Source organism: uncultured Bacteroides sp., from assembly GCF_937912035.1.
GTDB lineage: Bacteria > Bacteroidota > Bacteroidia > Bacteroidales > Bacteroidaceae > Phocaeicola.
On record NZ_CALDPF010000046.1, the window covers coordinates 1 to 21,844 of the forward strand.

The 21,844-nt window shown below is 40.8% G+C and carries 18 protein-coding genes and 1 tRNA gene; 7 read left to right on the top strand and 12 right to left on the bottom strand.

Annotation, left to right across the window (positions count from 1 at the left end):
• Positions 1-139 precede the first annotated feature (139 nt).
• From Q0486_RS13375 to Q0486_RS13390, 4 genes are all read right to left on the bottom strand, one after another.
• Positions 140-550 carry a secondary thiamine-phosphate synthase enzyme YjbQ gene (locus Q0486_RS13375; RefSeq protein WP_299234329.1) on the bottom strand — a complete coding sequence of 137 codons (411 nt, stop codon included), beginning with the start codon at positions 548-550 and terminating at the stop codon, positions 140-142.
• 4 nt (positions 551-554) lie between these two features.
• Entirely contained in the window at positions 555-2,660 is a 2,106-nt protein-coding gene (locus Q0486_RS13380; protein WP_299234331.1) for a S9 family peptidase, read from the bottom strand.
• Between the two features lie 96 nt (positions 2,661-2,756).
• Positions 2,757-4,613, bottom strand: coding sequence for a membrane protein insertase YidC (yidC, locus tag Q0486_RS13385; RefSeq protein WP_299234333.1), 1,857 nt, complete (start codon positions 4,611-4,613; stop codon positions 2,757-2,759).
• A 21-nt stretch (positions 4,614-4,634) separates the two neighbouring features.
• A complete protein-coding gene (locus Q0486_RS13390; RefSeq protein ID WP_299234335.1) occupies positions 4,635-6,233 on the bottom strand; it encodes a CTP synthase in 1,599 nt (532 codons plus the stop codon).
• Positions 6,234-6,448: 215 nt separating this feature from the next.
• Between Q0486_RS13390 and Q0486_RS13395 the strand changes: the two genes are divergently transcribed.
• The 3 genes from Q0486_RS13395 to Q0486_RS13405 are packed head-to-tail and all read left to right on the top strand — an operon-like array spanning position 6,449 to position 9,558.
• A complete protein-coding gene (locus Q0486_RS13395; protein WP_299234337.1) occupies positions 6,449-8,071 on the top strand; it encodes a DUF3078 domain-containing protein in 1,623 nt (540 codons plus the stop codon).
• Between the two features lie 31 nt (positions 8,072-8,102).
• A complete protein-coding gene (locus Q0486_RS13400; protein WP_299234367.1) occupies positions 8,103-8,726 on the top strand; it encodes a trimeric intracellular cation channel family protein in 624 nt (207 codons plus the stop codon).
• On the top strand, positions 8,716-9,558 hold the full coding sequence (locus Q0486_RS13405; protein WP_299234339.1) for an N-acetylmuramoyl-L-alanine amidase-like domain-containing protein: 843 nt from the start codon (positions 8,716-8,718) through the stop codon (positions 9,556-9,558). Before Q0486_RS13400 ends, Q0486_RS13405 begins: the two co-directional genes overlap by 11 nt.
• A gap of 43 nt (positions 9,559-9,601) precedes the next feature.
• Here the strand turns inward: Q0486_RS13405 and Q0486_RS13410 are convergent, their stop codons facing one another.
• The 5 genes from Q0486_RS13410 to Q0486_RS13430 form a co-directional block, all read right to left on the bottom strand.
• Positions 9,602-10,315 (bottom strand): OmpA family protein, encoded by a 714-nt coding sequence (locus Q0486_RS13410; protein ID WP_299234341.1) that lies wholly within the window; start codon positions 10,313-10,315, stop codon positions 9,602-9,604.
• A gap of 213 nt (positions 10,316-10,528) precedes the next feature.
• Entirely contained in the window at positions 10,529-11,068 is a 540-nt protein-coding gene (locus Q0486_RS13415; protein ID WP_204401251.1) for a 30S ribosomal protein S16, read from the bottom strand.
• Between the two features lie 120 nt (positions 11,069-11,188).
• Complete coding sequence (locus Q0486_RS13420) at positions 11,189-12,037, bottom strand: alpha/beta hydrolase (protein ID WP_299234345.1); 849 nt, start codon at positions 12,035-12,037, stop codon at positions 11,189-11,191.
• A 6-nt stretch (positions 12,038-12,043) separates the two neighbouring features.
• The gene (locus tag Q0486_RS13425) at positions 12,044-14,032 is read right to left on the bottom strand and encodes an oligopeptide transporter, OPT family (protein WP_299234348.1); all 1,989 of its coding nucleotides are present in this window, start codon (positions 14,030-14,032) and stop codon (positions 12,044-12,046) included.
• Between the two features lie 62 nt (positions 14,033-14,094).
• A complete protein-coding gene (locus Q0486_RS13430; protein ID WP_299234350.1) occupies positions 14,095-14,997 on the bottom strand; it encodes a helix-turn-helix domain-containing protein in 903 nt (300 codons plus the stop codon).
• 156 nt (positions 14,998-15,153) lie between these two features.
• Between Q0486_RS13430 and Q0486_RS13435 the strand changes: the two genes are divergently transcribed.
• Positions 15,154-15,714: a sugar O-acetyltransferase gene (locus tag Q0486_RS13435; RefSeq protein ID WP_299234352.1), complete on the top strand. Its 561-nt coding sequence runs from the start codon at positions 15,154-15,156 to the stop codon at positions 15,712-15,714.
• Positions 15,715-15,983: 269 nt separating this feature from the next.
• Complete coding sequence (locus tag Q0486_RS13440) at positions 15,984-16,949, top strand: alpha/beta hydrolase (RefSeq protein WP_299234355.1); 966 nt, start codon at positions 15,984-15,986, stop codon at positions 16,947-16,949.
• A gap of 66 nt (positions 16,950-17,015) precedes the next feature.
• Here the strand turns inward: Q0486_RS13440 and Q0486_RS13445 are convergent.
• From Q0486_RS13445 to Q0486_RS13455, 3 genes are all read right to left on the bottom strand, one after another.
• Positions 17,016-17,089 (bottom strand) — tRNA-Arg (locus Q0486_RS13445).
• A gap of 117 nt (positions 17,090-17,206) precedes the next feature.
• Positions 17,207-18,508 carry a Na+/H+ antiporter NhaC family protein gene (locus Q0486_RS13450; protein ID WP_299234358.1) on the bottom strand — a complete coding sequence of 434 codons (1,302 nt, stop codon included), beginning with the start codon at positions 18,506-18,508 and terminating at the stop codon, positions 17,207-17,209.
• Positions 18,509-18,516: 8 nt separating this feature from the next.
• Complete coding sequence (locus Q0486_RS13455; protein ID WP_299234361.1) at positions 18,517-19,605, bottom strand: substrate-binding domain-containing protein; 1,089 nt, start codon at positions 19,603-19,605, stop codon at positions 18,517-18,519.
• A 207-nt stretch (positions 19,606-19,812) separates the two neighbouring features.
• On the opposite strand from Q0486_RS13455, the gene Q0486_RS13460 reads away from it, so the two are divergent.
• On the top strand, positions 19,813-20,838 hold the full coding sequence (locus Q0486_RS13460) for a sugar kinase (protein WP_154043868.1): 1,026 nt from the start codon (positions 19,813-19,815) through the stop codon (positions 20,836-20,838).
• Between the two features lie 30 nt (positions 20,839-20,868).
• A complete protein-coding gene (locus tag Q0486_RS13465) occupies positions 20,869-21,540 on the top strand; it encodes a bifunctional 4-hydroxy-2-oxoglutarate aldolase/2-dehydro-3-deoxy-phosphogluconate aldolase (protein WP_299234364.1) in 672 nt (223 codons plus the stop codon).
• Positions 21,541-21,844 lie beyond the last annotated feature (304 nt).

Below are 21,844 nucleotides of genomic sequence, written 5' to 3' on the forward strand. Positions count from 1 at the left end.
CTCTATCGACTTTATATGCCATATTACTTTTTAGGGACATTTACTGAATATCCCTATTTAGGTTATTGCAAAAAAAAAATAGGAAGATTAACTCCAGCTTTGGAGATTCTTCCTATTTTTTGTTTCTGTTTTTCTTATATTAAGATATAATTGTTGCAACAATTTTTCGTGCTCCTCCAGAATATCTGAATTCGCAAAGATAAATTCCTTGCCAGGTACCGAGATTTAATCGGGCGTTGGTTATTGGAATAGTTATTGATACGCCTGTCAGACTTGATTTGGCGTGGCTTGGCATGTCATCATCTCCTTCGTCTGTGTGACTGTAATACGGTTCGTTAGTCTTTACCAGGCGGTTGTAAATCTGTTCCATATCGGAACGGACGCTTGGATCATAATTCTCGTTTATACTCAGTGCGCAGCTTGTGTGTTTCACAAAAAGGTTAAGAATTCCCTGCCCCGGAAGAGTAGGGAGATTCTTCATTATTTCCTGAGTTACCAGGTGGAATCCCTTCCTTTTAGGAGTTAATGAAAACTCAACTTGCTGTACCATGATGTTATTTCTTTAACCATTTGTTCAACCATGCGAAGAATGTACGTTGCCACAAAACTCCATTCTGTGGTTTCAGTACCCAGTGGTTTTCGTCAGGGAAAACAAGTAGCTGTGCAGGAACTCCTCTCAGTTTGGCAGCATTGAAGGCGGCCATTCCCTGTGAAGCAAGAATGCGGTAGTCTTTTTCGCCATGTATGCATAGGATAGGAGTATCCCATTTTTCTACAAACAGATGTGGTGAGTTGGCATAGCTGCGTTTAACTGCAGGATTTTCAGTTTCCCAATATGCACCTCCCAGATCCCAGTTAGTGAACCAGAGTTCTTCTGTTTCAAGATACTGCTGCTCCATGTTGAAGAAACCATCGTGTGCAATAAATGCCTTGAAACGTTTGTTGTGGTGTCCGGCAAGCCAGTAAACCGAGTAACCTCCGAAACTTGCACCAACGCAGCCTAAACGGTCTTTGTCAACATATGGTTCTTTTGCTATATCATCTATTGCACTCAAATAATCGTCCATACAGTGGCCGCCGTAGTTAGTGCTTATATCTTCAAGCCATTCCATACCGAAACCCGGAAGTCCGCGGCGGTTTGGGGCGATGATTATATAGTCGTTGGCTGCCATTATCTGGAAGTTCCATCTGTAACTCCAGAATTGGCTTACAGGACTTTGAGGGCCTCCCTGACAGAACAGAAGGGTAGGATATTTTTTGTTAGGGTCGAAATTAGCAGGATAGATAACCCATGAGAGCATCTGCTTGCCGTCAACTGTCTTTGTCCATCTTGGCTCAACTTTACCTGTTTTGAGCTGGCTGAAGATATGGTCGTTTTCTTTTGTTATACGGCTTACTGAGTTATTATCGTTCAGTGATACTGTATAAAGTTCATCAGCCTCACTTATAGAGTGACGTTTTGTCAACAGCTGTCCGTCATTAAGTAATGATACTGAAGCATAGTCGTACATACCGTCAGTCAGTTTGTTTACTTCACCATTAAGGTTAGTGTTGTAAATCATGCTTGTTCCGTGCCAAACACCAGTGAAGTATAGTGTCTTGCTATCATTTGCCCAGCAGTATGAGTCAACACTCGATTCGAATGATTCTGTGACGTATGTTTTTTTGCCACTGGCCAGTTCCATTACGCAAAGGCGGTTGCGGTCACTTTCATATCCGTCGCGTTCCATACTTTGCCATGCAATCATTGTTCCGTCTGGTGAGAACAAAGGATTTGTGTCGTACCCCATGTTCTTGTCATTTGCATCTTCTTTGCAAAGATTTCTTGTTTCCTTGCTTTCGATGTTGTAAAGATAGATGTCAGAGTCTGTAGAAACGGAATATTCCAATCCTGTCTTCTTGCGGCATGTATATGCAATCTGCTTTGAATCGTTGCTCCATGCAAGCTGCTCAATACCTCCGAAAGGCTTCATTGGCGATTCATATGGTTCGCCTTCCATTATATCTGTAGCTGTACCAACCTTGTTTCCGTCAAAATCGGCTATGAAAGGATGTGGAACAGTCTGTACCCATTCATCCCAATGCTTGTACATCAGATCGTCAATCACCATACCTGTAGCTTTGTCCAGGTCAGGATATTTGTCAACTGTACGTTCTCCATATTTTACTTGTGAGATAAACAATACCTTGTTTCCGTCAGGTGAGAAACTGAAACCGTCTATTCCTCCTTCATAATCTGAAAGCTGTTTGCGTTCAGTACCGTCAGGATTCATCTCCCAGATTTGGCCATTTGAAAGGAATGCGAGTTTTTCTCCATTCTTGATCCATGCTGGTTCATATTCACTTGCAGCGGTGGTAGTGAGAAGCTTGTTTTCGCTTCCGTCTGCATTCATTATGTAAATGACAGTATGGCTTTTGTTCTCTTTTACGCTATAGTATGAAACTGTATATGCTATTTTCTTTCCGTCAGGAGAAACAGTTGAACTTCCTATACGTCCCATAGCCCAAAGAACTTCCGGAGTCAGACGTCCGTCTTCAATTTTTATCTCCTGTTTGCCTATTATGGTCGCTTCATTTTCGGCAGACTGTTCGGTGCTTACGCATCCGGATGTGGCTAACATTAGTGTAGCAGCAGTCATTGTGATTAGGTTTTTATTCATTGTTGTATTTTTTATGTGTTTTACAATAAAAAAATATTGTCATCCAGAGAGAACATCTTATCTCTGAATGACAATATTATTATCGGTGTCAGAATGTTATTTCTTGTTCATTCTCTCCTGGCGTTCTTTCTGAAGGCGTTCCTGCTCTTTCTGTAAAGCCTCAAGTCTTGACAACAGGCTGCTCTGTTTCATCTGAGCCGGATTTTTCTTGTTTGCTTCAAGTTGTGCAAGGAGTTTCTTTTCGTCAGTAACCTTGTACATGATCCATGTAGTGAGGATACCAATCAAACTTGAAATGAAGTAGTAATAACTCAATCCTGATGCATATTCGTTGAATATGAAGAAGAACATCACAGGCATGATGTACATCATCCATTTCATTGCCGCCATCTGAGGATTATCACCCATATTCTGCTGCTTCATCATAACCAGCTGGTTGATAATTGTTGTAACACTGAACAACAAACAGAACAGACTTAAGTGATTACCCAAAAGAGGTATTGAAGTACTCCAGCTAATCAAGTCATCGTAAGCAGAAAGGTCGTCTGCCCAAAGGAAACTTTGCTGGCGCAATTCTATCGCGTTCGGAACAAAGAAGAACAATGCCATGAACACCGGTGTCTGAAGCAGCATAGGCAGACATCCTCCCATTGGGCTTACTCCGTACTGACTGTAAAGTGCCATTGTTTCCTGTTGTTTCTTCAGTGCATCTTCCTGTTTCGGATATTTCTGATTAATCTTTTCTACGTATGGTTTCAAAGCTCTCATCTTAGCTGATGAAATGAATGATTTCCATGTTGTAGGAAGAACCAGAACCTTAACGATGATAGTCATAAGCAGGATAACCATACCCATGCTCAGTCCCCAGCTTGACAACCAGTCGAACAGGTTGATTGTGAACCAGCGGTTTATCCAGCGGATAATAGGCCATCCCAGATAAACCAGGTCTTCAAGTTCCTGATCTTTGTCTGCAAAGCTCAAATCGTTGCTTGCAAGGAGAGTCTTGAAGTGGTTAGGTCCGAAATAGAACTGGAAGTTGCTTGGCTGAGCACCTGTAGGGTCGAAAGCAGTCTGCATGTCTGCATGATAGTTCTTCATGTAGCCGCTGCCTTTCTGTTCCATTTTCGATTCCAATGTAGCATTCTCAAAATTCTTCTCAGCCATGAACACGCATGAGAAGTATTGGTTTTTGAAAGCTACCCAGTCAAGAACTTCTTTGATAGATTCTTTTTCATCCTTAGCCTTGTCAAGATTGTCGAAGCTGTCATCTACAGGCTTATATGTCAAAGATGTGTACTGTTGTTCGAAAGTATAACCTTTCTCCATCTGGCGTGCTCTCTGCTTCCAGTCGATAGTCATGGTCTTGACAGAAGGCGAGAAGAAATTCTGCATTCCTGTAGCCTGTACTGTAAAGTCAACCATGTATGAATTTGGAATAAGCTTGTAGCAGAAGTCCAGATGACCGCCGTTTGCAGCGTTCAGTCTCATTGTGACTGTACTGTCTGTTACGTTTGTTGTATCGAAATACATCTGGCTACTCATGATATTTTCATTTTTGCCTTCAAATCCGATATTTAGCGAAGCGTCAGTACCGTCGAACAGTACAAGCGGTTCTTTCTTCTGATCTTTATATTCCTTTAATACAGCTTTACTGACACGTCCTCCCTTGTTTGATATTGTCAAATCAATAAGATCATTACTCAAGGTAATGAATTGTTCAGTTCCTTTTGTAGCATTAAAGAAGATAGATGTAGAGTCAACCATCATAGCCTTTTGTTCGGCTGCGGCTTCCTGTTTCTGCATCAGCTCTTCTTTCTGCTTGATTACTTGCTGTATAGAATCCTGATAATGTTGCGCACGAGCTCTTTCTTCCTGATTAGGAGTGTTATATATACCAAAACCAATGATAACAGCTCCAATCAAGACGAAGCCTACTAACGTGTTTTTATCCATTTTTCCTTAGTAGTTTATTAATTACTTTTCAATAGCAGCTTTAATGAATGACAAGAACAATGGATGTGGTTTCAGAACTGTACTGCTGTATTCAGGGTGGAACTGAACACCTACAAACCATTTCAAAGCAGGTATTTCTACGATTTCAACCAAATCTGATTCAGGGTTGACACCTGTACACTTCATTCCTGCCTTAATATATTCTTCCTTGTAGTCATTGTTGAACTCATAGCGGTGACGGTGACGTTCCTGAATGTGTTCGCTCTGGTAAGCTTCATATGCTTTTGAATCTTTGTCGAGTACACATTCATAAGCTCCAAGACGCATTGTTCCACCCATGTTAGTAACAGATTTCTGTTCTTCCATGATGTCAATAACATTGTGAGGAGTCTTTTCGTCCATTTCACGGCTGTTTGCATCTTCGTAGCCAAGTACGTTTCTTGCAAATTCGATAGCCATACACTGCATACCAAGGCAAATACCGAATGTAGGAACATTGTGTGTACGGCAATATTTGATGGCAACAAACTTACCTTCGATACCGCGCTGTCCGAATCCCGGGCAGATTATAACACCGTCCATGTCTTTCAGAGCTTCGGCAATATTGTCGTCAGTAAGCTTTTCACTGTTTACGAAATGAATGTCTGCCTTGCGGTCGTTGTAAGTAGCAGCCTGTGACAATGCTTCAAGAATAGATTTGTATGCATCCTGCAAATCGTATTTGCCGACCAATGCAATTCTTACCTTTTCTGTAGCGTTGTATCTGCGGTTCAGGAAGTCTTTCCAAGGACCAAGGCTAGGTGTTTCGCCTACAGGCAATCCCATCTTTTCAAGAATTGTAACATCAAGTTTCTGCTCCTGCATACGGAGAGGAACTTCGTAGATTGTAGGCATATCCTTTGACTGGATTACAGCATTCTCGTCAACATTGCAGAACAATGCTACTTTCTTTCTTAATCCAAGGCTCAGCTCATGTTCTGTACGTAATACGAGAATATCAGGCTGAATACCTACAGACTGAAGTTCTTTTACAGAGTGCTGTGTCGGTTTTGTTTTCAATTCGCCGGCAGCAGCAAGATAAGGAACGTATGTCAGGTGAACACACAAGGCGTTTCTACCAAGTTCCCACTTCAACTGACGGATACTTTCAAGGTATGGCAATGATTCGATATCACCTACAGTACCACCAATTTCTGTTATAACGAAATCAAACTGGTTTTTGTTACCAAGCAATTTAACGTTACGTTTGATTTCATCAGTGATATGAGGGATAATCTGGATAGTTTTTCCCAAATAGTCACCGCGACGTTCTTTGTCAATTACGCTTTTGTAAATACGTCCTGTGGTAATGTTGTTGGCCTTAGTAGTTTGGATACCAAGGAAACGTTCATAATGTCCAAGGTCAAGATCGGCTTCATGTCCGTCAACTGTAACGTAGCATTCTCCGTGCTCGTACGGATTCAGAGTACCCGGGTCAATGTTTATGTACGGGTCGAACTTTTGGATAGTTACGCTGTAGCCTCTTGCTTGCAGCAATTTACCTATTGAAGATGAAATGATACCTTTACCTAATGAAGAGGCAACACCACCTGTTACGAAAATGTACTTTGTTTCTGCCACAATAATGTATGTTTAAAAATTTGATTCAAATAAGAACTACTTCTACAAGTGTGCAAAATTATAAAAAAAAGCCGAAAGTCAAGATATAAAAAGTCAAAACATTGTAAATAGTGCAATAAGTTTATTCATGTATTACATATTTCTATAGTATTTAATGTTAAGTAAATGAAATATATTGTATTTTTGCATTTAGTTTGTAACACAAAAATATTAAAATGAAAACATTAACGGCTCTATTTTTATTGGCATCTTTATTTATTAATAATTTGTTTGCCGATAGTCCTGCGTATGCCTATTTAAAGCAGGATTCTTTGGTGCAGAATTCAGGTTTGGAAATTCCTCAGGATTCTATTATCGATTTGGATACATTGTTGAATGATACAACATTGTTTAAAAATGTGTCTGATACTTTGAAAATGGATTCGGATTCTTTGAGTATTGATTCGATTATAAAGGTAAAGTCGGATTCTGTAATCAATAAGCCAGACTCGATTATAAAGACAAAAACTGATTCAATAGTAAAACCTTTGGTCCCTAAGAAGCCAGTTGTTGTAATTCCTCAGTCTATTATTGATTTGAATAAGATTTATTCTGATTACAGGAAGTATTCAGAATGGGCACAAGACAGATGGGATGATATTTATTTGTCTCTTTCTGATATTAATATGAAGTCAGATTATTATAAGTTCGTTGTGCCTTTAACATATTATTCTAAAGCTTTTGATGAGGCTTCAAGTGTTGAAGGATGGTATCCGAAGGATATTTTAGTGGAGGATTCTGTTAGGAAAGCAGATTTGCTTGAAAAAGGCATGCCTCATATGCCGATATCGCCAGAATTGGATAGGAAAATCAATAGGCAGTTATTGGATTTCTATGTTAACTATCCTGAATTGGTTTTGAAGAATGAGACAAGCCTTGACAGCCTTGATTTTCTTTCGTCTAAAGACATGACTTCAGCATACAAGGAAGAAAACATTATAAGTCTTATTGATAATAATGCTGGAATAGCCCAAGTGTCTGAATCTGATTTGTTGGTGTTAAAGCCAAACTTCTGGACTTCGGGTGGAAGTGGATATTTGCAGTTCTCTCAAAACTACATATCTGAGAATTGGTATAAAGGTGGAGAAAGTACAAAATCATTGCTTTCAGGTTTTTCATGGCAGATTAAGTATGATGATAAACAGAAGACACAGTTTGAAACCAAATTGGAGTGGAAGTTAGGCTTTATTACAGCTCCTTCGGATACGGTTCATACGTATAAGGCAAACAATGACTTGTTGCGTTTGACTTCTAAGTTAGGATATAGGGCTATTCAGAACTGGTATTATACGCTTTCTGCCGAATTCCAGACACAGCTCTTCTCGAATTATGCAACAAACTCGGATAATTTGGTATCTGCTTTGTTCTCTCCTGCCACTTTAAATATTGGTCTTGGTATGGACTATAAATTTATAAAAGATGGAAAGGTTAATTTGTCAGTTTTGATGAACCCGTTGAACTATACACTATATAGTGTTATGAGTGATGAAGTAGACCCAACTAAGTTTAATATTAAAGAGGGACATAAGAAAGAAAGTGTACTGGGTTCGCGTGTGAATGCAACCCTTACTTGGAAGATTATACCTTCTTTGTTATGGGAGTCTAAATTCTCTTATACTACAAATTATGAAAAAGTTCTTGGAGAATGGGAAAATACCTTTACTTTCGTAGTTAATAAATATTTATCAACCAAATTGTTTATGCACGGAAGGTTTGATGATGGAGTGACTAAGGATCCTGACGAAAGTTTCTTCCAGTTCCAGGAATTATTCAGTTTTGGTGTAAATTATACTTGGTGATTGTAGAAAAGATATATAATATATGTTTGAAATACCTTCTTTTGTAGAAATCCTTGATTTTGTCGGGACATTTGCTTTTGCTATTAGTGGTATCCGTCTTGCTTCTGCAAAAAGTTTTGACTGGTTTGGTGCATACGTTGTCGGTCTTGCTACTGCTATTGGAGGAGGAACATTGCGCGATCTTCTTCTTGATGTTACTCCAGCATGGATGACTGATCCTATTTATCTTATATGTACTGCCATGGCTATGTTCTTTGTCATATTGTTTCGTCAGTATCTTATACATCTCAATAATACGTTTTTTATATTCGACAGTATCGGATTGGCATTGTTTACTGTGGTTGGAGCAACAAAAAGTATTGATTTGGGATACTCGTTTTGGGTTGCAATAATCATGGGAAGTATTACAGGAGCTGCAGGAGGAGTTATACGTGATGTGTTTATTAATGAGATTCCACTTATTTTCAGAAAAGAAATTTATGCTATGGCGTGTGTTGTGGGAGGAGTAGTGTATTGGCTGTGCTATCTTGCAGGAATGGAAAACTATTTGTCCCAAATTGCATGTGGAATTTCTGTTTTTGTGGTTCGTATTTTGGCTGTTAAATATAAAATAACATTACCGATACTTAAAGGTGAACCTGAGAATGATAAATAATAAGATAATATATGTATTGATAGGAGTATTGTTTAATACTCCTATCTGTTTTTCTGAAAATGCCGATTCGTTGTTAATAGACAGCCTGTTGCATAAATCGGCAGACAGTCATTTTCATACAGCTGGGGATTGCATCATGTTTTTTGCTGAAGCTTTTGAAGGCGTTCCATATAAATCTGGAACTCTGGATACTGGAGTTACTGAAAGCTTGGTAGTTCGTACAGATTCATTGGATTGTACTACCTATGTTGAGACTGTACTTGCATTATATCTGGCTTCGAAGAAACACAACCCGGGGTATAAGGATTATGTAGAATCTCTTCAACAAATAAGATATAGGGGAGGTGTAGTAAATGGTTATGTGTCACGGCTTCACTATTTTTCTGACTGGGTTAAGGATAATGAGGCGAAAAATATATTGTGTGAACGTACTAATGATAATACGCACGATGTAAGAGTTTTTTCATTGAATTATATGACAGAACATGCCGGCCTTTACAGACAGTTGAGGGATAATGATTCTTTGTTGTGTGAGATGAGAAAGATCGAAACTAAATGGGAAAATATTGAGATGTCTTATATCCCTAAAAATAATCTTTGTTTGTCTGAATCGGAATTAAAGATAAAGGATGGAGATATTTTGAGCCTTACTACAAATATATCAGGTCTTGATGTTGTACATTTAGGTTTTGCTTCTTGGATTGACGGGCATTTGCACTTGCTTCATGCATCATCGTTGCATGGAAAAGTTGTAACAGATCCTTTGTCTCTTTTCGATTATCTAAAGGACAAAAAGAAGCATACGGGAGTGAGAGTTATAAGAGTAAAATAAAAAAAAAGTTGTTCAGGTGTTTATGCTGAACAACTTTTTTAGTTTATTGCAGTGTACCGTTTTCGGCCTGCTTAATCATTTCTTCGCTTGCGTACATATAGATTTCAACACGTCTGTTTTGCTGGCGTCCTGCTTCAGTGCTGTTGCTTGCAACAGGATTTTCTTCACCAAAACCTTCAACGCTTTTTATCTGATTTCCTGATACTCCAGCAGTCAGTAGATAACCGGAAACGCTTGCTGCACGCTGTTTAGACAGTTCTATATTCTTCTGAACACTTTCAGCTGCAGTAGAATTTCTCCAACCGGTATTATCAGTATATCCGTATATTACTACATCCATATTAGGATTTTGTTTTAGTACATTGTTTGCAAAATCAGTCAATGATTTCTTTGCTGAAGTGCTTAAGGTAGAACTGCTTGTACTGAACAATATACCTGAGTCGAAAGTTACTTTAACTGCTTGCAGACCATTATTGTCAGTCACTTGTTCTACTTGTGCGTTCTCTATTTTTGCAGCTTCTTCTGCAGCTTTGTCCATTTTCTTTCCGATAAGCACTCCGGCTCCAGTACCGACAGCAGCTCCTACGGCTGCTCCTATGGCAGCGCCTTTACCGTTGCCGGCAAGTCCGCCTATTAAAGCTCCGAGAGCAGCTCCACTGCCTCCACCAATCATACCACCTTTTGCTGTGTTGCTCATGCCGCAACTACCCATCATAATTCCTGCGCACAGGATTAATGCTACATGTTTTGTTTTCATTCTAATTAAGTGTTTAGTTATATTTAAAAAACAGTGATAGTATTAATTTGTTTATTGTAGTACGTTTATTTTAGATATATTAACTAATACGATATTTATTCATATTAAATATCTTCATTCAGAACTAAATGTATCGTATAAAAAAATAAAGACCATTCCAAAATTATAATCAGGAATGGTCTTTTGGGTAATTTCTTTAAAAAAGTAGAAGAATTAAGCTTCTGCAGGAGCTTCTGTAGCTTCAGCAGCTGGTTCTTCTGTAGCAGCTTCAGCTTCAGCTTTTGCAGCAGCTTCAGCAGCTTTCTTTTCAGCTACCTTCTTAGCAATTTCTTCGTTTACTTTCTTTTCAGCTTCAAGACGTGCTTTTGCTTCAGCTTTCTTTGCTTCTTCCTGTTTTGCCTTCAAAGCAGCAAGACCATTCTGCTTGTTTTCTTTCCAAGCGTTGAATTTAGCTTCAGCCTGAGCTTCGTCGAATGCACCTTTAGCAACACCACCAAGCAAGTGTTTCTTCATGTAAACACCTTCTTTAGAAAGGATGTTGCGAACTGTGTCTGTAGGCTGTGCACCTACCAATACCCAGTGCAATGCACGTTCAAAATTCAAATCTACTGTGGCAGGATTGGTATTAGGGTTGTAAGTACCAATTTTCTCAGTAAATCTACCATCACGTGGTGCTCTTGCGTCTGCAATAACAATTGAATAGAACGCATAACCTTTGCGTCCGTTTCTCTGCAATCTGATTTTAGTTGCCATTTTTTAAACGTTAAATTTTTAATGTTAATGATTTGAATTATGCTATTATCTCGTAATAGCGGCTGCAAAGGTACTGCTTTTCTTTTGTTTTACAAATAGTTGGGCCGTTTTTTTGTATATTTATTTGTTTATTTCCCTTAACCATTTTTCCAGTTCGCCTGTCCATTGTCTTTTGTAGATAAAGCTGTCTCGATATCCCCAGCCATGTCCTCCGATAGGATATGTGTGGAGTGATGCGGAAACTCCGTTCTTTACAAGAGACATATAGTAGTTGATACTGTTTTCAACTGGTACAGTCTTGTCGTCACTGCTGTGCATTATGAATGCAGGAGGAGTCTGAGGTGTAACCTGCTTCTCATTGCAGTACAGTTCTACAAGCTTTTCATCAGGATTGTTTCCTAACAGATTGTTTCTTGATCCCATGTGGGTATATCTCTTGTCCATTGTGATGACGGGGTAGAATAGTATCTGGAAGTCAGGTCTTGTTGTCTCGTCAAAATGAGTGGCTGCTGTACTGGCCAGATGTCCTCCGGCAGAAGAACCCATGATTCCAAGCTTTGTGAAATTCCATTCCTTTGATTTTTCGCGCATTATTTTTATAGCCTGATGAGCATCGCTCAGAGGTACATCATTGTGACCGTTTGGCATACGGTATTTCAGTACTGCCAATGTTATTCCCATAGAGTTAAACCAGTCAGCCATATCCTTGCCTTCGTGGTCCATTGCCAAATGTGTATATCCGCCACCAGGGCATGCAAGTATTGCCATTCCGTTACTGTTTTTTGCCGGAAAAACATACAGTATGGCTTCTTTAACGTTTTTAGGCCTGGTTTCGTCCAAAGCTTCTTCCTTTTCTATTCCATTGTCGTTTGGAGCACCGTTAGGCCATACTTTGATTTCGATAGGTTTTTGTGCAAATAATATTGATGACAGCATAATAAAACTCATGATTAAAATGTTCTTTTTCATAACTGTTTATTTTTTGATTGACATGCTGGCTTTCACCAGATATATAATAAGTAATGTATATGCTACGAGTGAAACCAACTGGCTCATAGGATTCGCCAGCCATGACTCGTTTATGAGGTTGATGTCGCAATATCTCATCACTGCGCTTACTACACCCATTAGAGCACCTCCGGCAATGAAACCGGATGCGAGCAATGTTCCTTTCTCGCCACGTTCCTGATTTACAGACTCGTCCTTGCTTCTTGTTGTCACGTACCAGTTTATAGCACCACCCACAAGAAGAGGAAGGTTAAGTTCCAAAGGAATGAACATACCCAGGGCGAAAGCCAGTGCAGGAACCTTGAAATAAGTAAGAACGATTGCCAATATAGCACCTGCTCCGTAAAGAGCCCATGGAGCACCTACACCATTCATCAGAGGGTCGATAACGGCAGCCATGGCGTTAGCCTGAGGTGCGGCGAGCTGTCCGCTTGTAAATCCGTATGAATCATTCAGTACCATGATAACTCCGCCTACAGTGGCAGCAGAAACCAGTGTTCCGAGGAATTTCCATGTCTCCTGTTTCTTAGGAGTGCTTCCCAGCCAGTAGCCTATCTTGAGGTCAGTGATAAAACCTCCGGCCATTGACAGTGCTGTACATACCACACCACCCATGACCAGTGCGGCAACCATACCTGTAGCTCCGTTCAGTCCGACAGCCACCATGATTACTGATGCAAGGATAAGAGTCATAAGCGTCATACCCGAAACAGGGTTTGTTCCTACTATGGCAATAGCATTAGCAGCCACGGTAGTGAAGAGGAATGCTATACCTGCCACAAGCAGAAGTGCCACTACAGTGTGAAGCACGTTGCCCTGCATCACGTCGAAATAGAAGAACAGCAGAACGAGCAGCAATGTGAAGATAGAACCGAAAGCGATAATCTTCATAGGAATGTCGCGCTGTGTACGTTCCACGTTTCCTTCCGATTTGTTTCCGCCCATTTCCTTGGCAGCAAGACTTACGGCTCCCTTGATTATGCCCCATGAACGGACAATACCGATGATTCCGGCCATGGCGATACCGCCGATACCTATACTCTTGGCATATTCGCTGAATATCATTTCCGGCGACATGTCCTTAACGGCTGTAGCGATGTTCGGATTCCATGTGTTGAGAACCTGGTCGCCGAAAACAAGCGCGAATCCAGGTACTATAACGAACCAAACCACCAGCGAACCGGCACATATTATGGCTGCATATTTCAGACCTACGATATATCCCAATCCCAGTACTGCAGCTCCTGTATTGATTTTGAAAACCAGTTTGAATTTCTCTGCTACCATTTCGCCTGCACTGCAGATGCGGCTTGTGAAGTTCTCGTTCCACCATCCGAAGGTACCTACTATGAAATCGTACAGACCTCCGATAAGTCCTGCCATGAGAAGAGGCTTGGCCTGGTCGCCGCCTTTCTCACCAGATACCAAGACCTGTGTACTGGCTGTAGCTTCGGGGAAAGGATATTCTCCATGCTTGTCCTTTACGAAATATTTACGGAATGGAATAAGGAAAAGAATACCCAATACACCTCCAAGGAGGGAACTGATGAACATCTGCATGAAGTTCACTGTCATTTCAGGATATTTTTCCTGAAGGATATAAAGTGCAGGCAGAGTGAATATTGCACCTGCAACGATTACTCCGGAGCATGCTCCGATAGACTGTATCATTACGTTTTCACCCAGTGCGTTTTTACGCTTTGTAGCACTTGACACACCAACTGCAATAATGGCAATAGGTATTGCGGCCTCGAATACCTGACCTACCTTAAGTCCCAGATAGGCTGCAGCTGCCGAGAAAATAACAGCCATTACTATACCCCATGTCACTGACCACAGGTTTACTTCAGGATAATTTTTCGAAGGCGACATGAGAGGCTCATATTTCTCGCCCGGTTTCAGCGGACGGAACGCGTTTTCAGGCAGCCCCGTCGGCTTTTCTTGTTCTGTTTTCATGTTCGATTATGTTATTATATTGTTAATGATTTCATTTTCGTGTCCAAAAGTAATAAAAAAACTCATAACCTTTGCATTCTGTATTCGTTTGGTGTGCAGCCAACTTCTTTTTTGAACATCCGGCTCAGATGTTGCGGATACTGGAACCCCAGTTCGTAGGCTATTTCCGTCATTGTCATCTGTGTGGAGAGCAGTTTTTCTTTTGCCTTGTCCACTACCTTGCCGTGTATGTATTCCGATGCCGTCTTTCCGGTCTGTCTGCTTATCATGTCGCCGAAATAGTTTGGCGACAGGAACACCTTTTCGGCAAAGTATCTCACCGTAGGCAATCCGTTTTCGGCGGGAGCCTTGCTGTCGAAATAATCGTCCAGCAGACGTTCGAACTGCACTATCACGTTCTTGTTGGATACCTCTCTTGTCTGGAACTGCCTGTCGTAGAAACGCAGACAGTAGTCAAGCATCAGTCCGATGTTTGCTGTAATAATCCTCTGGCTGTGTTTGTCCTGGCGTATTCTGAGTTCCCTTTCTATATTGCCGAAACATTCCATGATTATCCTCTTTTCCTCTTCAGAGAGGTGAAGGGCTTCTTTCGAGTTGTAAGCGAAGAACGAATATTTTTTTATGTCCTTGCCCAGTGCTGTGCCGTGTATGAAGTCGGGATGAAACAGTATTCCGTAGCCTTCAGGCTTGGTGTCTGGGTTCATGTGTGATGTCACTACTTGTCCCGGTGCGAAACATACAATCGTTCCTTCGTCGTAGTCGTATTCCTGCATTCCGTATGTCAGGTCGCCACATTTCGTTTTTTTAAGGTAAACGGCATAAACGCCATAATTTATTGTGAGAGTTTCAGGCCAATGTGAGGACTTGGACAGGTCGATGACGCTCACCATAGGGTGCAGTGTTTCGAGTCCGAATATATCATTGAATTTATTGACCTCCTCCAGTTTGATAACTTCCTGTTTCATTTATGCGAATTATTGTGTTTCGTAGCAAATTTAATACATATTATCCGTATAAGCAACATTCTGTAATATTGGTACAAAGAGCCGTAATCCATATACAGGGTTGTCGGAGTGTATAATGTACTTTTGTATCATGAATCAATATATATTATAACAGATATGCTTTTAAACGAATTTTTATCTTATGTAAAGACAGGGGAGGCTCTTAGTACAGACGAGATACACGCTCTTATGGGCGAGATGAGCGAAGAGGCGCGCCGTGTGACATTCCGCCTGAACTCGTCTTATCACACTCCGGAAGAGGTGAGAGAATTGCTTTCCGAACTGTTCGGATATAAAGTGCCTGAATCGCTGCGTGTTTTTCCTCCTTTCTATTCTGATTTCGGGAAGAATATCCATGTAGGAGAAAATGTTTTCATAAATGCCTGCTGTCATTTTCAGGACCACGGGGGTGTGACTATCGGTGACGGCTGCCAGATAGGTCATAATGTGGTGTTCGCTACTCTCAATCACGGATTGCAACCCGAGGAACGTGGCATCACTTATCCCGCTCCGATAGTGCTAGGCAAGAATGTGTGGGTGGGCTCAAATTCTACTATTCTTCAGGGAGTGACGATAGGCGACAATGCAGTGATAGCTGCCGGTGCTGTGGTGACCAGAGATGTTGAGGCCGGAACTATTGTTGGCGGTGTACCTGCCCGTTTTATAAAGAGGATATAATGTTTTTTCAGAATCTGCGTCCGCGGATTATCGGAGATACTGACATAGATACCGTTACACGTTCGTGTTACGAGCGAAACACGGACGTGTAACGCGCGGAACTCATTCGTGTAACGAGCGTAACACGGACGTGTAACGGTAAGTTTGAACCTATGTTTTTCTGAAGGAAATGGAACTCTGTTTCTAAATATATGCACATTAAATAATATACAATGAATAGTATGAAAACAAAACTACTTTTAATCGTTCAAATTCTAATAATTAGTGCTATGACAAATCTAAATGCGCAAGACAAAAAGACTTTCGCGCCAAGCGATAAAGTCGTAACAGAACGTGTGTCGTTCAAGAACCGTTTCGGAATAACTCTCGTTGCAGATATGTATCGTCCGAAAAATGTGGAAGGTCTGTTGCCTGCATTGGCTGTGAGCGGTCCTTTCGGTGCTGTGAAAGAACAGTCGTCAGGACTTTATGCACAGACTATGGCAGAACGTGGATTCCTTACAATAGCTTTCGACCCGTCTTTCACTGGCGAGAGTGGGGGAGAACCGCGATATGTGGCATCACCTGATATAAATACCGAGGATTTCAGCGCGGCGGTGGATTATCTGACAACTCGCCCGGATGTCGATTCTGAGAGAATAGGAATAATAGGTATATGTGGATGGGGAGGATTTGCCTTAAATGCTGCAGCCATAGATACCAGAATAAAGGCTACTGTGGCAGTGACCATGTACGATATGAGCCGTGTAACAGCAAACGGATATTTCGACTCTATGGACGAGGATGCACGTTATGAACTTCGCAAGAAACTAAACGAACAGCGTACTATTGATGCTAAAAATGGAAGCTATGCCCTTGCCGGTGGAGTGGTTGACCCGCTGCCTGAAGATGCTCCACAATTCGTCAAGGATTACTATGCCTACTACAAAACTCCGCGTGGCTATCATCCACGTTCGCTCAACTCAAACAACGGATGGAATGTCACTTCGTCACTCTCATTCATTAATACTCCTCTGTTGACATATAGCGGTGAGATAAGGAGTGCCGTACTTTTGGTTCATGGTGAGAAAGCACATTCGCGTTATTTCTCTGAAGATGCTTTCAAGAAACTCAAGGGTGATAATAAAGAACTTCTTATTGTTCCCGGTGCAAGTCATGTCGATTTGTATGACAATGAAGCAGGTGTAATCCCATACGATAAGATTGAGAAATTCATACGCGAGAATATGAAATAATTACAGTGTAATAAAACGAAAAAGAGAAAATCAGTTGGTTGTGCCTTTTGATTTTCTCTTTTTTCGTGATTCCGCTGCGATTCGAACGCAGGACCCACGCCTTAGAAGGGCGTTGCTCTATCCAGCTGAGCTACGGAACCATCCTTAATTGCGGTGCAAAGGTAGATGTAATTTTTTAATTATACAAGTTTTTTATGTTTCTTTTTTCTCGTTTTGTCCGAGTTTTCTTTTAAATGGCTTTACTTTATTCCTATTTATTACACAGTCCTTGGTATCCTCAATATGATACTGAGTATTGCAAAAATACATAAAACAATAGGATAGTACAGATATTCCATAATGTTTAGCGGAGAAACTGACGCCAGTTCTGCAGCAATCAGCATTTGTGCGCCGTAAGGGATAATTCCCTGAATTACGCATGAGAATATGTCAAGTATGCTGGCACTTCTTCTCTTATCAATTTTGTATTCCTCAGCTATTTCGGAAGCAAGAGGCCCTACTGTAATTATGGCTATTGTGTTATTTGCGGTACACATATTTGCCAGGCTTACCAGTGCTGCAATACTGAATTCAGCTCCGCGTTTTCCGCTTACTTTTTTGGTGAGTCTGTGAAGTATGTAATCCACTCCTCCGTTAAAACGTATCAGCTCAAGCATTCCTCCGGCCATAAGGGTAATGATTATGAGTTCTCCCATTCCTGTTATACCCTGTCCCATCGAGCCGAACCATCCGAAGAAATCGAATGCTCCGTATACCATTCCTATGATACCGGTTGATATAATCCCAATCAGGAGAACTAGCATTACGTTTATTCCTGCAATTGCTGTCACCAATACTATTAAATAAGGTATTACCTTTCCCCATTCTATACTTCCGGTTGGAGCAACGGTTTCAATATTATTACCATAGAAGATATAGTAGGCAAAAACCAGGATTGCAGCTGGCAGCGCAATGAGCATATTCATCCTGAACTTGTCTCTCATCTGGCAGCCTTGCGTTCTTGTTGCTGCAATAGTAGTATCTGATATAAATGATAGGTTATCCCCGAAGAAAGCTCCTCCGATAACTAGTGCAGTCATAAATGGAATACCGACATCTGTTTTTGCAGCTATTCCCACAGCAACCGGTGTAAGTGCCACTATTGTACCTACAGATGTTCCGATAGATAACGAAATGAAGCATGATGCCAGAAATACACCGGCAAGCAGCAGACTGTCCGGAAGGAGGTGGAGGGTGAGATTTACAGTGGCATCTATGGCTCCCATAGCTTTTGCGGATTGTGCGAATGCTCCTGCCAGAATGAAAATCCATATCATCATCATTATATTCTTGTTGGCAGCTCCGGTGGAATATTGTATAATCCTGTCGTTCAGGCTAAGACCTTTTGTAGTAGCCACCGCATATATTGATGCTACAAGGAATGCCACTGTGATAGGAACCTTGTAGAAATCATTCACTATAATGGACGTTACCAGATAGAGGCACAGGAACACTGCCAGAGGCATAAGCGCAGCTCCGCTGGGCTTGTTTATAATAGGTGTAAGTTTGTTTAAGTTCATTATAAATTTCAGATGTTGTTAGTCCTGACATGAGCGTCGAGGTAGAAATCAATATTTTCTTTCGATATGAGAGTTATAGGCATATAATTATATGGCTTGACTTCTTTCTTCAGAATGAGGTGTTCGAACAGACATTCTATACAACTTTGCCCCTGTTCAGTAGGTTGTTGGGCTATTATGAAGTCGATTGTTCCTTCTTTAAGGCATTTCACGTTTCTTCTCAGCAAGTCGTAGCCAATAAGTTTGAATCCTTTACGGTTTATCTTCTGCATGTATTCGCCAATGATATAAGCTTTCGAGTTGAACGTAATTCCACAGTTTATCTCAGGATGTTCAGCAAAGAACTCTTCCATAATTTTTTCGTTGTTTTCCGGATTTTTTACGTAGAAGTTCAATTCGTAAAGTTTGATTCCAGGGCAATTGTTTTTTATGTATTCGCGGAAACCTTCCTCTCTGTTTCGCTGCTGGTTCGAACCGAGTTTGCCCCCGTATATGAGACGGAAAATCACCACAGGTTCGTTATGTTCTGCCATAAGGCTTAGGATACGTGCGGCAAAATATCCGCTGCTATGTGAATTCTGTCCGTAAAAACTTAGCGGATTAAGTGATTTTATGTTTGAATCTAAAAAAATGAATGGAATATTTTTTTCTTTCAGTTGGAAAACTGTAGATTTAGTCTCGTTTTCCGAACTTGGGGCCATGATTACTCCGTCCGGCATCGATTCAAGCATTTTTTTTCCTGCTTCGGCAAAAGCACCTGATTCGTACTGGTCGTAATAAGAGATGTTTAATTTGATATTGAAGTCCTTGTATGTACTTACGGCATGTTCCATTCCTGCCTCTATGTCAATCCAGTAGTCTTCCTGTGTGTGCAAAGGGAGAATACATGCAAAACTGTATTTTTTGTTGGATGCCAATGCGCTGGCATACATGTTAGGCTGGTAATTCATTTGTTTCAGAATTTCTTCAACCTTTTTTCTGCTGGATTCTGATACGCCGGTTCTTCCGTGAATTACTCTGTCTACTGTTCCTACAGATACTCCTGCCTTAATGGCAATGTCTTTAATACGTATTCTTTCAGACTTATTTTCTCCCATATTACACCTTATTATATATGCTGCTGATTGAATTATAATGGAAATAATTTTTTTCGATACAAAACTACAACTTTTTTTGGTATTATGAAAATATGTTGTACCTTTGTGTGCGCACACGAATTGATTTCTTAATCAATATCAATTGCGTGTATTTGTTTGATTTATTATATGTAAGAATAAATAAACCTATTTCAATAAAAATATTTTATTATGGCAAAAATTGTTACACTTGGAGAAATTATGTTGAGATTATCCACTCCGGGTAATACTCGTTTCGTTCAGTCAGATTCATTTGATGTAGTTTATGGTGGTGGCGAAGCTAATGTAGCTGTAAGCTGTGCAAATTATGGTCACGATGCATACTTCGTAACTAAACTTCCTAAACACGAAATCGGACAGTCTGCTGTAAACGCGCTTCGCAAATACGGTGTTAAGACAGACTTCATCGCTCGTGGTGGCGACCGTGTAGGTATCTACTATCTTGAAACTGGTGCTTCTATGCGTCCAAGTAAGGTTATCTATGACCGTGCTCATTCTGCTATTGCTGAAGCTGATCCATGTGATTTCGACTTCGATGCTATCATGGAAGGTGCTGACTGGTTCCACTGGTCTGGTATCACTCCTGCTATCTCTGACAAGGCTGCCGAACTTACAAAACTTGCTTGCGAGGCTGCTAAACGTCACGGTGTAACAGTTTCTGTTGACCTTAACTTCCGTAAGAAACTTTGGACAAAGGAAAAAGCTCAATCTATCATGCGTCCTTTGATGCAGTATGTTGACGTATGTATCGGTAACGAAGAGGATGCTGAACTTTGCCTTGGTTTCAAACCAGACGCTGACGTAGAAGGCGGTAAGACAGATGCAGAAGGCTACAAAGGTATCTTCACTGCAATGGCTAAGGAATTCGGATTCAAATATGTAATCTCTACTCTCCGCGAATCATTCTCTGCAACTCACAACGGTTGGAAAGCTATGATTTACAACGGCGAAGAATTCTATACTTCAAAACGTTACGACATTGATCCTATCATCGACCGTGTAGGGGGGGGTGACTCATTCTCTGGTGGTATTATCCACGGATTGCTCACTAAGCCTAACCAGGGTGCTGCTCTTGAATTCGCAGTTGCTGCTTCTGCATTGAAGCATACTATCAACGGCGACTTCAACCTTGTTTCTGCTGAAGAAGTTGAGGCTCTTGCAGGTGGTGACGCAAGCGGTCGTGTACAGCGTTAATAGTCTAATCATTTAAAAAGAATATTCAAAATGGCAAAATTCGATAAAGTTGCGGTATTGAACAAGATTGGTTCAACCGGTATGGTTCCTGTATTCTATCACAAAGATGCAGAAGTTGCAAAGAAAGTTGTAAAGGCTTGCTATGACGGTGGTGTTCGTGCATTCGAATTCACAAACCGTGGCGACTTTGCTCACGAAGTATTCGCTGAAGTAGTGAAATATGCAGCAAAGGAATGTCCTGAAATGGCAATGGGTGTAGGTTCAGTAGTTGATCCTGCTACTGCAGCTCTTTACATTCAGCTTGGTGCTTGCTTCGTTGTTGGCCCATTGTTCAACCCTGAAATTGCTAAGGTATGTAACCGTCGTCTTGTAGCTTACACTCCAGGATGTGGTACTGTTTCTGAAGTAGGTTTCGCTCAGGAACTTGGTTGTGACTTGTGCAAGGTATTCCCAGGTGATGTTTACGGTCCTAACTTCGTTAAGGGTATGATGGCTCCAATGCCATGGTCTAAGCTTATGGTAACTGGTGGTGTAGAACCATCTAAGGAGAACCTTACAGCATGGATCAAGGCTGGTGTATTTTGCGTAGGTATGGGTTCTAAATTGTTCCCTAAAGATAAAGTTGCAGCAGAAGACTGGACTTATGTAACAGACAAATGTGCTGAAGCTCTCGGCTATATAGCAGAAGCTAGAAATAAGTAATAAAAGGTTATAAAAGGTGTATTTATGGAGCGCCGGTGTGCTTGTCATTTTCGACAGATGTGCCGGTGCTTTTTATTTGTATTTTTCTGTATTAAGCAGGTTATGCGATAGTCTGAAAATTATCTTATTTTAGTGCTTCAATGCGTGTTTTATCCTTAATATTATTTTTTTTGCAAAAAAACATCTGTTTAGTGTTGCTTAATTAAAAATAAACATGTATCTTTGCACCGCATTTAAGAAAAACGCCTTCGGGGTGTAGCGCAGTCCGGTTAGCGCACCTGCTTTGGGAGCAGGGGGTCCCAGG

What these genes read in the sequence shown, in the direction of transcription:
- Q0486_RS13415 (WP_204401251.1), bottom strand. Translation starts at nt 11,068, where the DNA reads ATGGCAACTAAAATCAGATTGCAGAGAAACGGACGCAAAGGTTATGCG.
- Q0486_RS13435 (WP_299234352.1), top strand. Translation starts at nt 15,154, where the DNA reads ATGCTTTTAAACGAATTTTTATCTTATGTAAAGACAGGGGAGGCTCTT.
- Q0486_RS13420 (WP_299234345.1), bottom strand. Translation starts at nt 12,037, where the DNA reads ATGAAAAAGAACATTTTAATCATGAGTTTTATTATGCTGTCATCAATA.
- Q0486_RS13410 (WP_299234341.1), bottom strand. Translation starts at nt 10,315, where the DNA reads ATGAAAACAAAACATGTAGCATTAATCCTGTGCGCAGGAATTATGATG.
- Q0486_RS13430 (WP_299234350.1), bottom strand. Translation starts at nt 14,997, where the DNA reads ATGAAACAGGAAGTTATCAAACTGGAGGAGGTCAATAAATTCAATGAT.
- yidC (WP_299234333.1), bottom strand. Translation starts at nt 4,613, where the DNA reads ATGGATAAAAACACGTTAGTAGGCTTCGTCTTGATTGGAGCTGTTATC.
- Q0486_RS13405 (WP_299234339.1), top strand. Translation starts at nt 8,716, where the DNA reads ATGATAAATAATAAGATAATATATGTATTGATAGGAGTATTGTTTAAT.
- Q0486_RS13425 (WP_299234348.1), bottom strand. Translation starts at nt 14,032, where the DNA reads ATGAAAACAGAACAAGAAAAGCCGACGGGGCTGCCTGAAAACGCGTTC.
- Q0486_RS13440 (WP_299234355.1), top strand. Translation starts at nt 15,984, where the DNA reads ATGACAAATCTAAATGCGCAAGACAAAAAGACTTTCGCGCCAAGCGAT.
- Q0486_RS13380 (WP_299234331.1), bottom strand. Translation starts at nt 2,660, where the DNA reads ATGAATAAAAACCTAATCACAATGACTGCTGCTACACTAATGTTAGCC.
- Q0486_RS13450 (WP_299234358.1), bottom strand. Translation starts at nt 18,508, where the DNA reads ATGAACTTAAACAAACTTACACCTATTATAAACAAGCCCAGCGGAGCT.
- Q0486_RS13455 (WP_299234361.1), bottom strand. Translation starts at nt 19,605, where the DNA reads ATGGGAGAAAATAAGTCTGAAAGAATACGTATTAAAGACATTGCCATT.
- Q0486_RS13395 (WP_299234337.1), top strand. Translation starts at nt 6,449, where the DNA reads ATGAAAACATTAACGGCTCTATTTTTATTGGCATCTTTATTTATTAAT.
- Q0486_RS13465 (WP_299234364.1), top strand. Translation starts at nt 20,869, where the DNA reads ATGGCAAAATTCGATAAAGTTGCGGTATTGAACAAGATTGGTTCAACC.
- Q0486_RS13375 (WP_299234329.1), bottom strand. Translation starts at nt 550, where the DNA reads ATGGTACAGCAAGTTGAGTTTTCATTAACTCCTAAAAGGAAGGGATTC.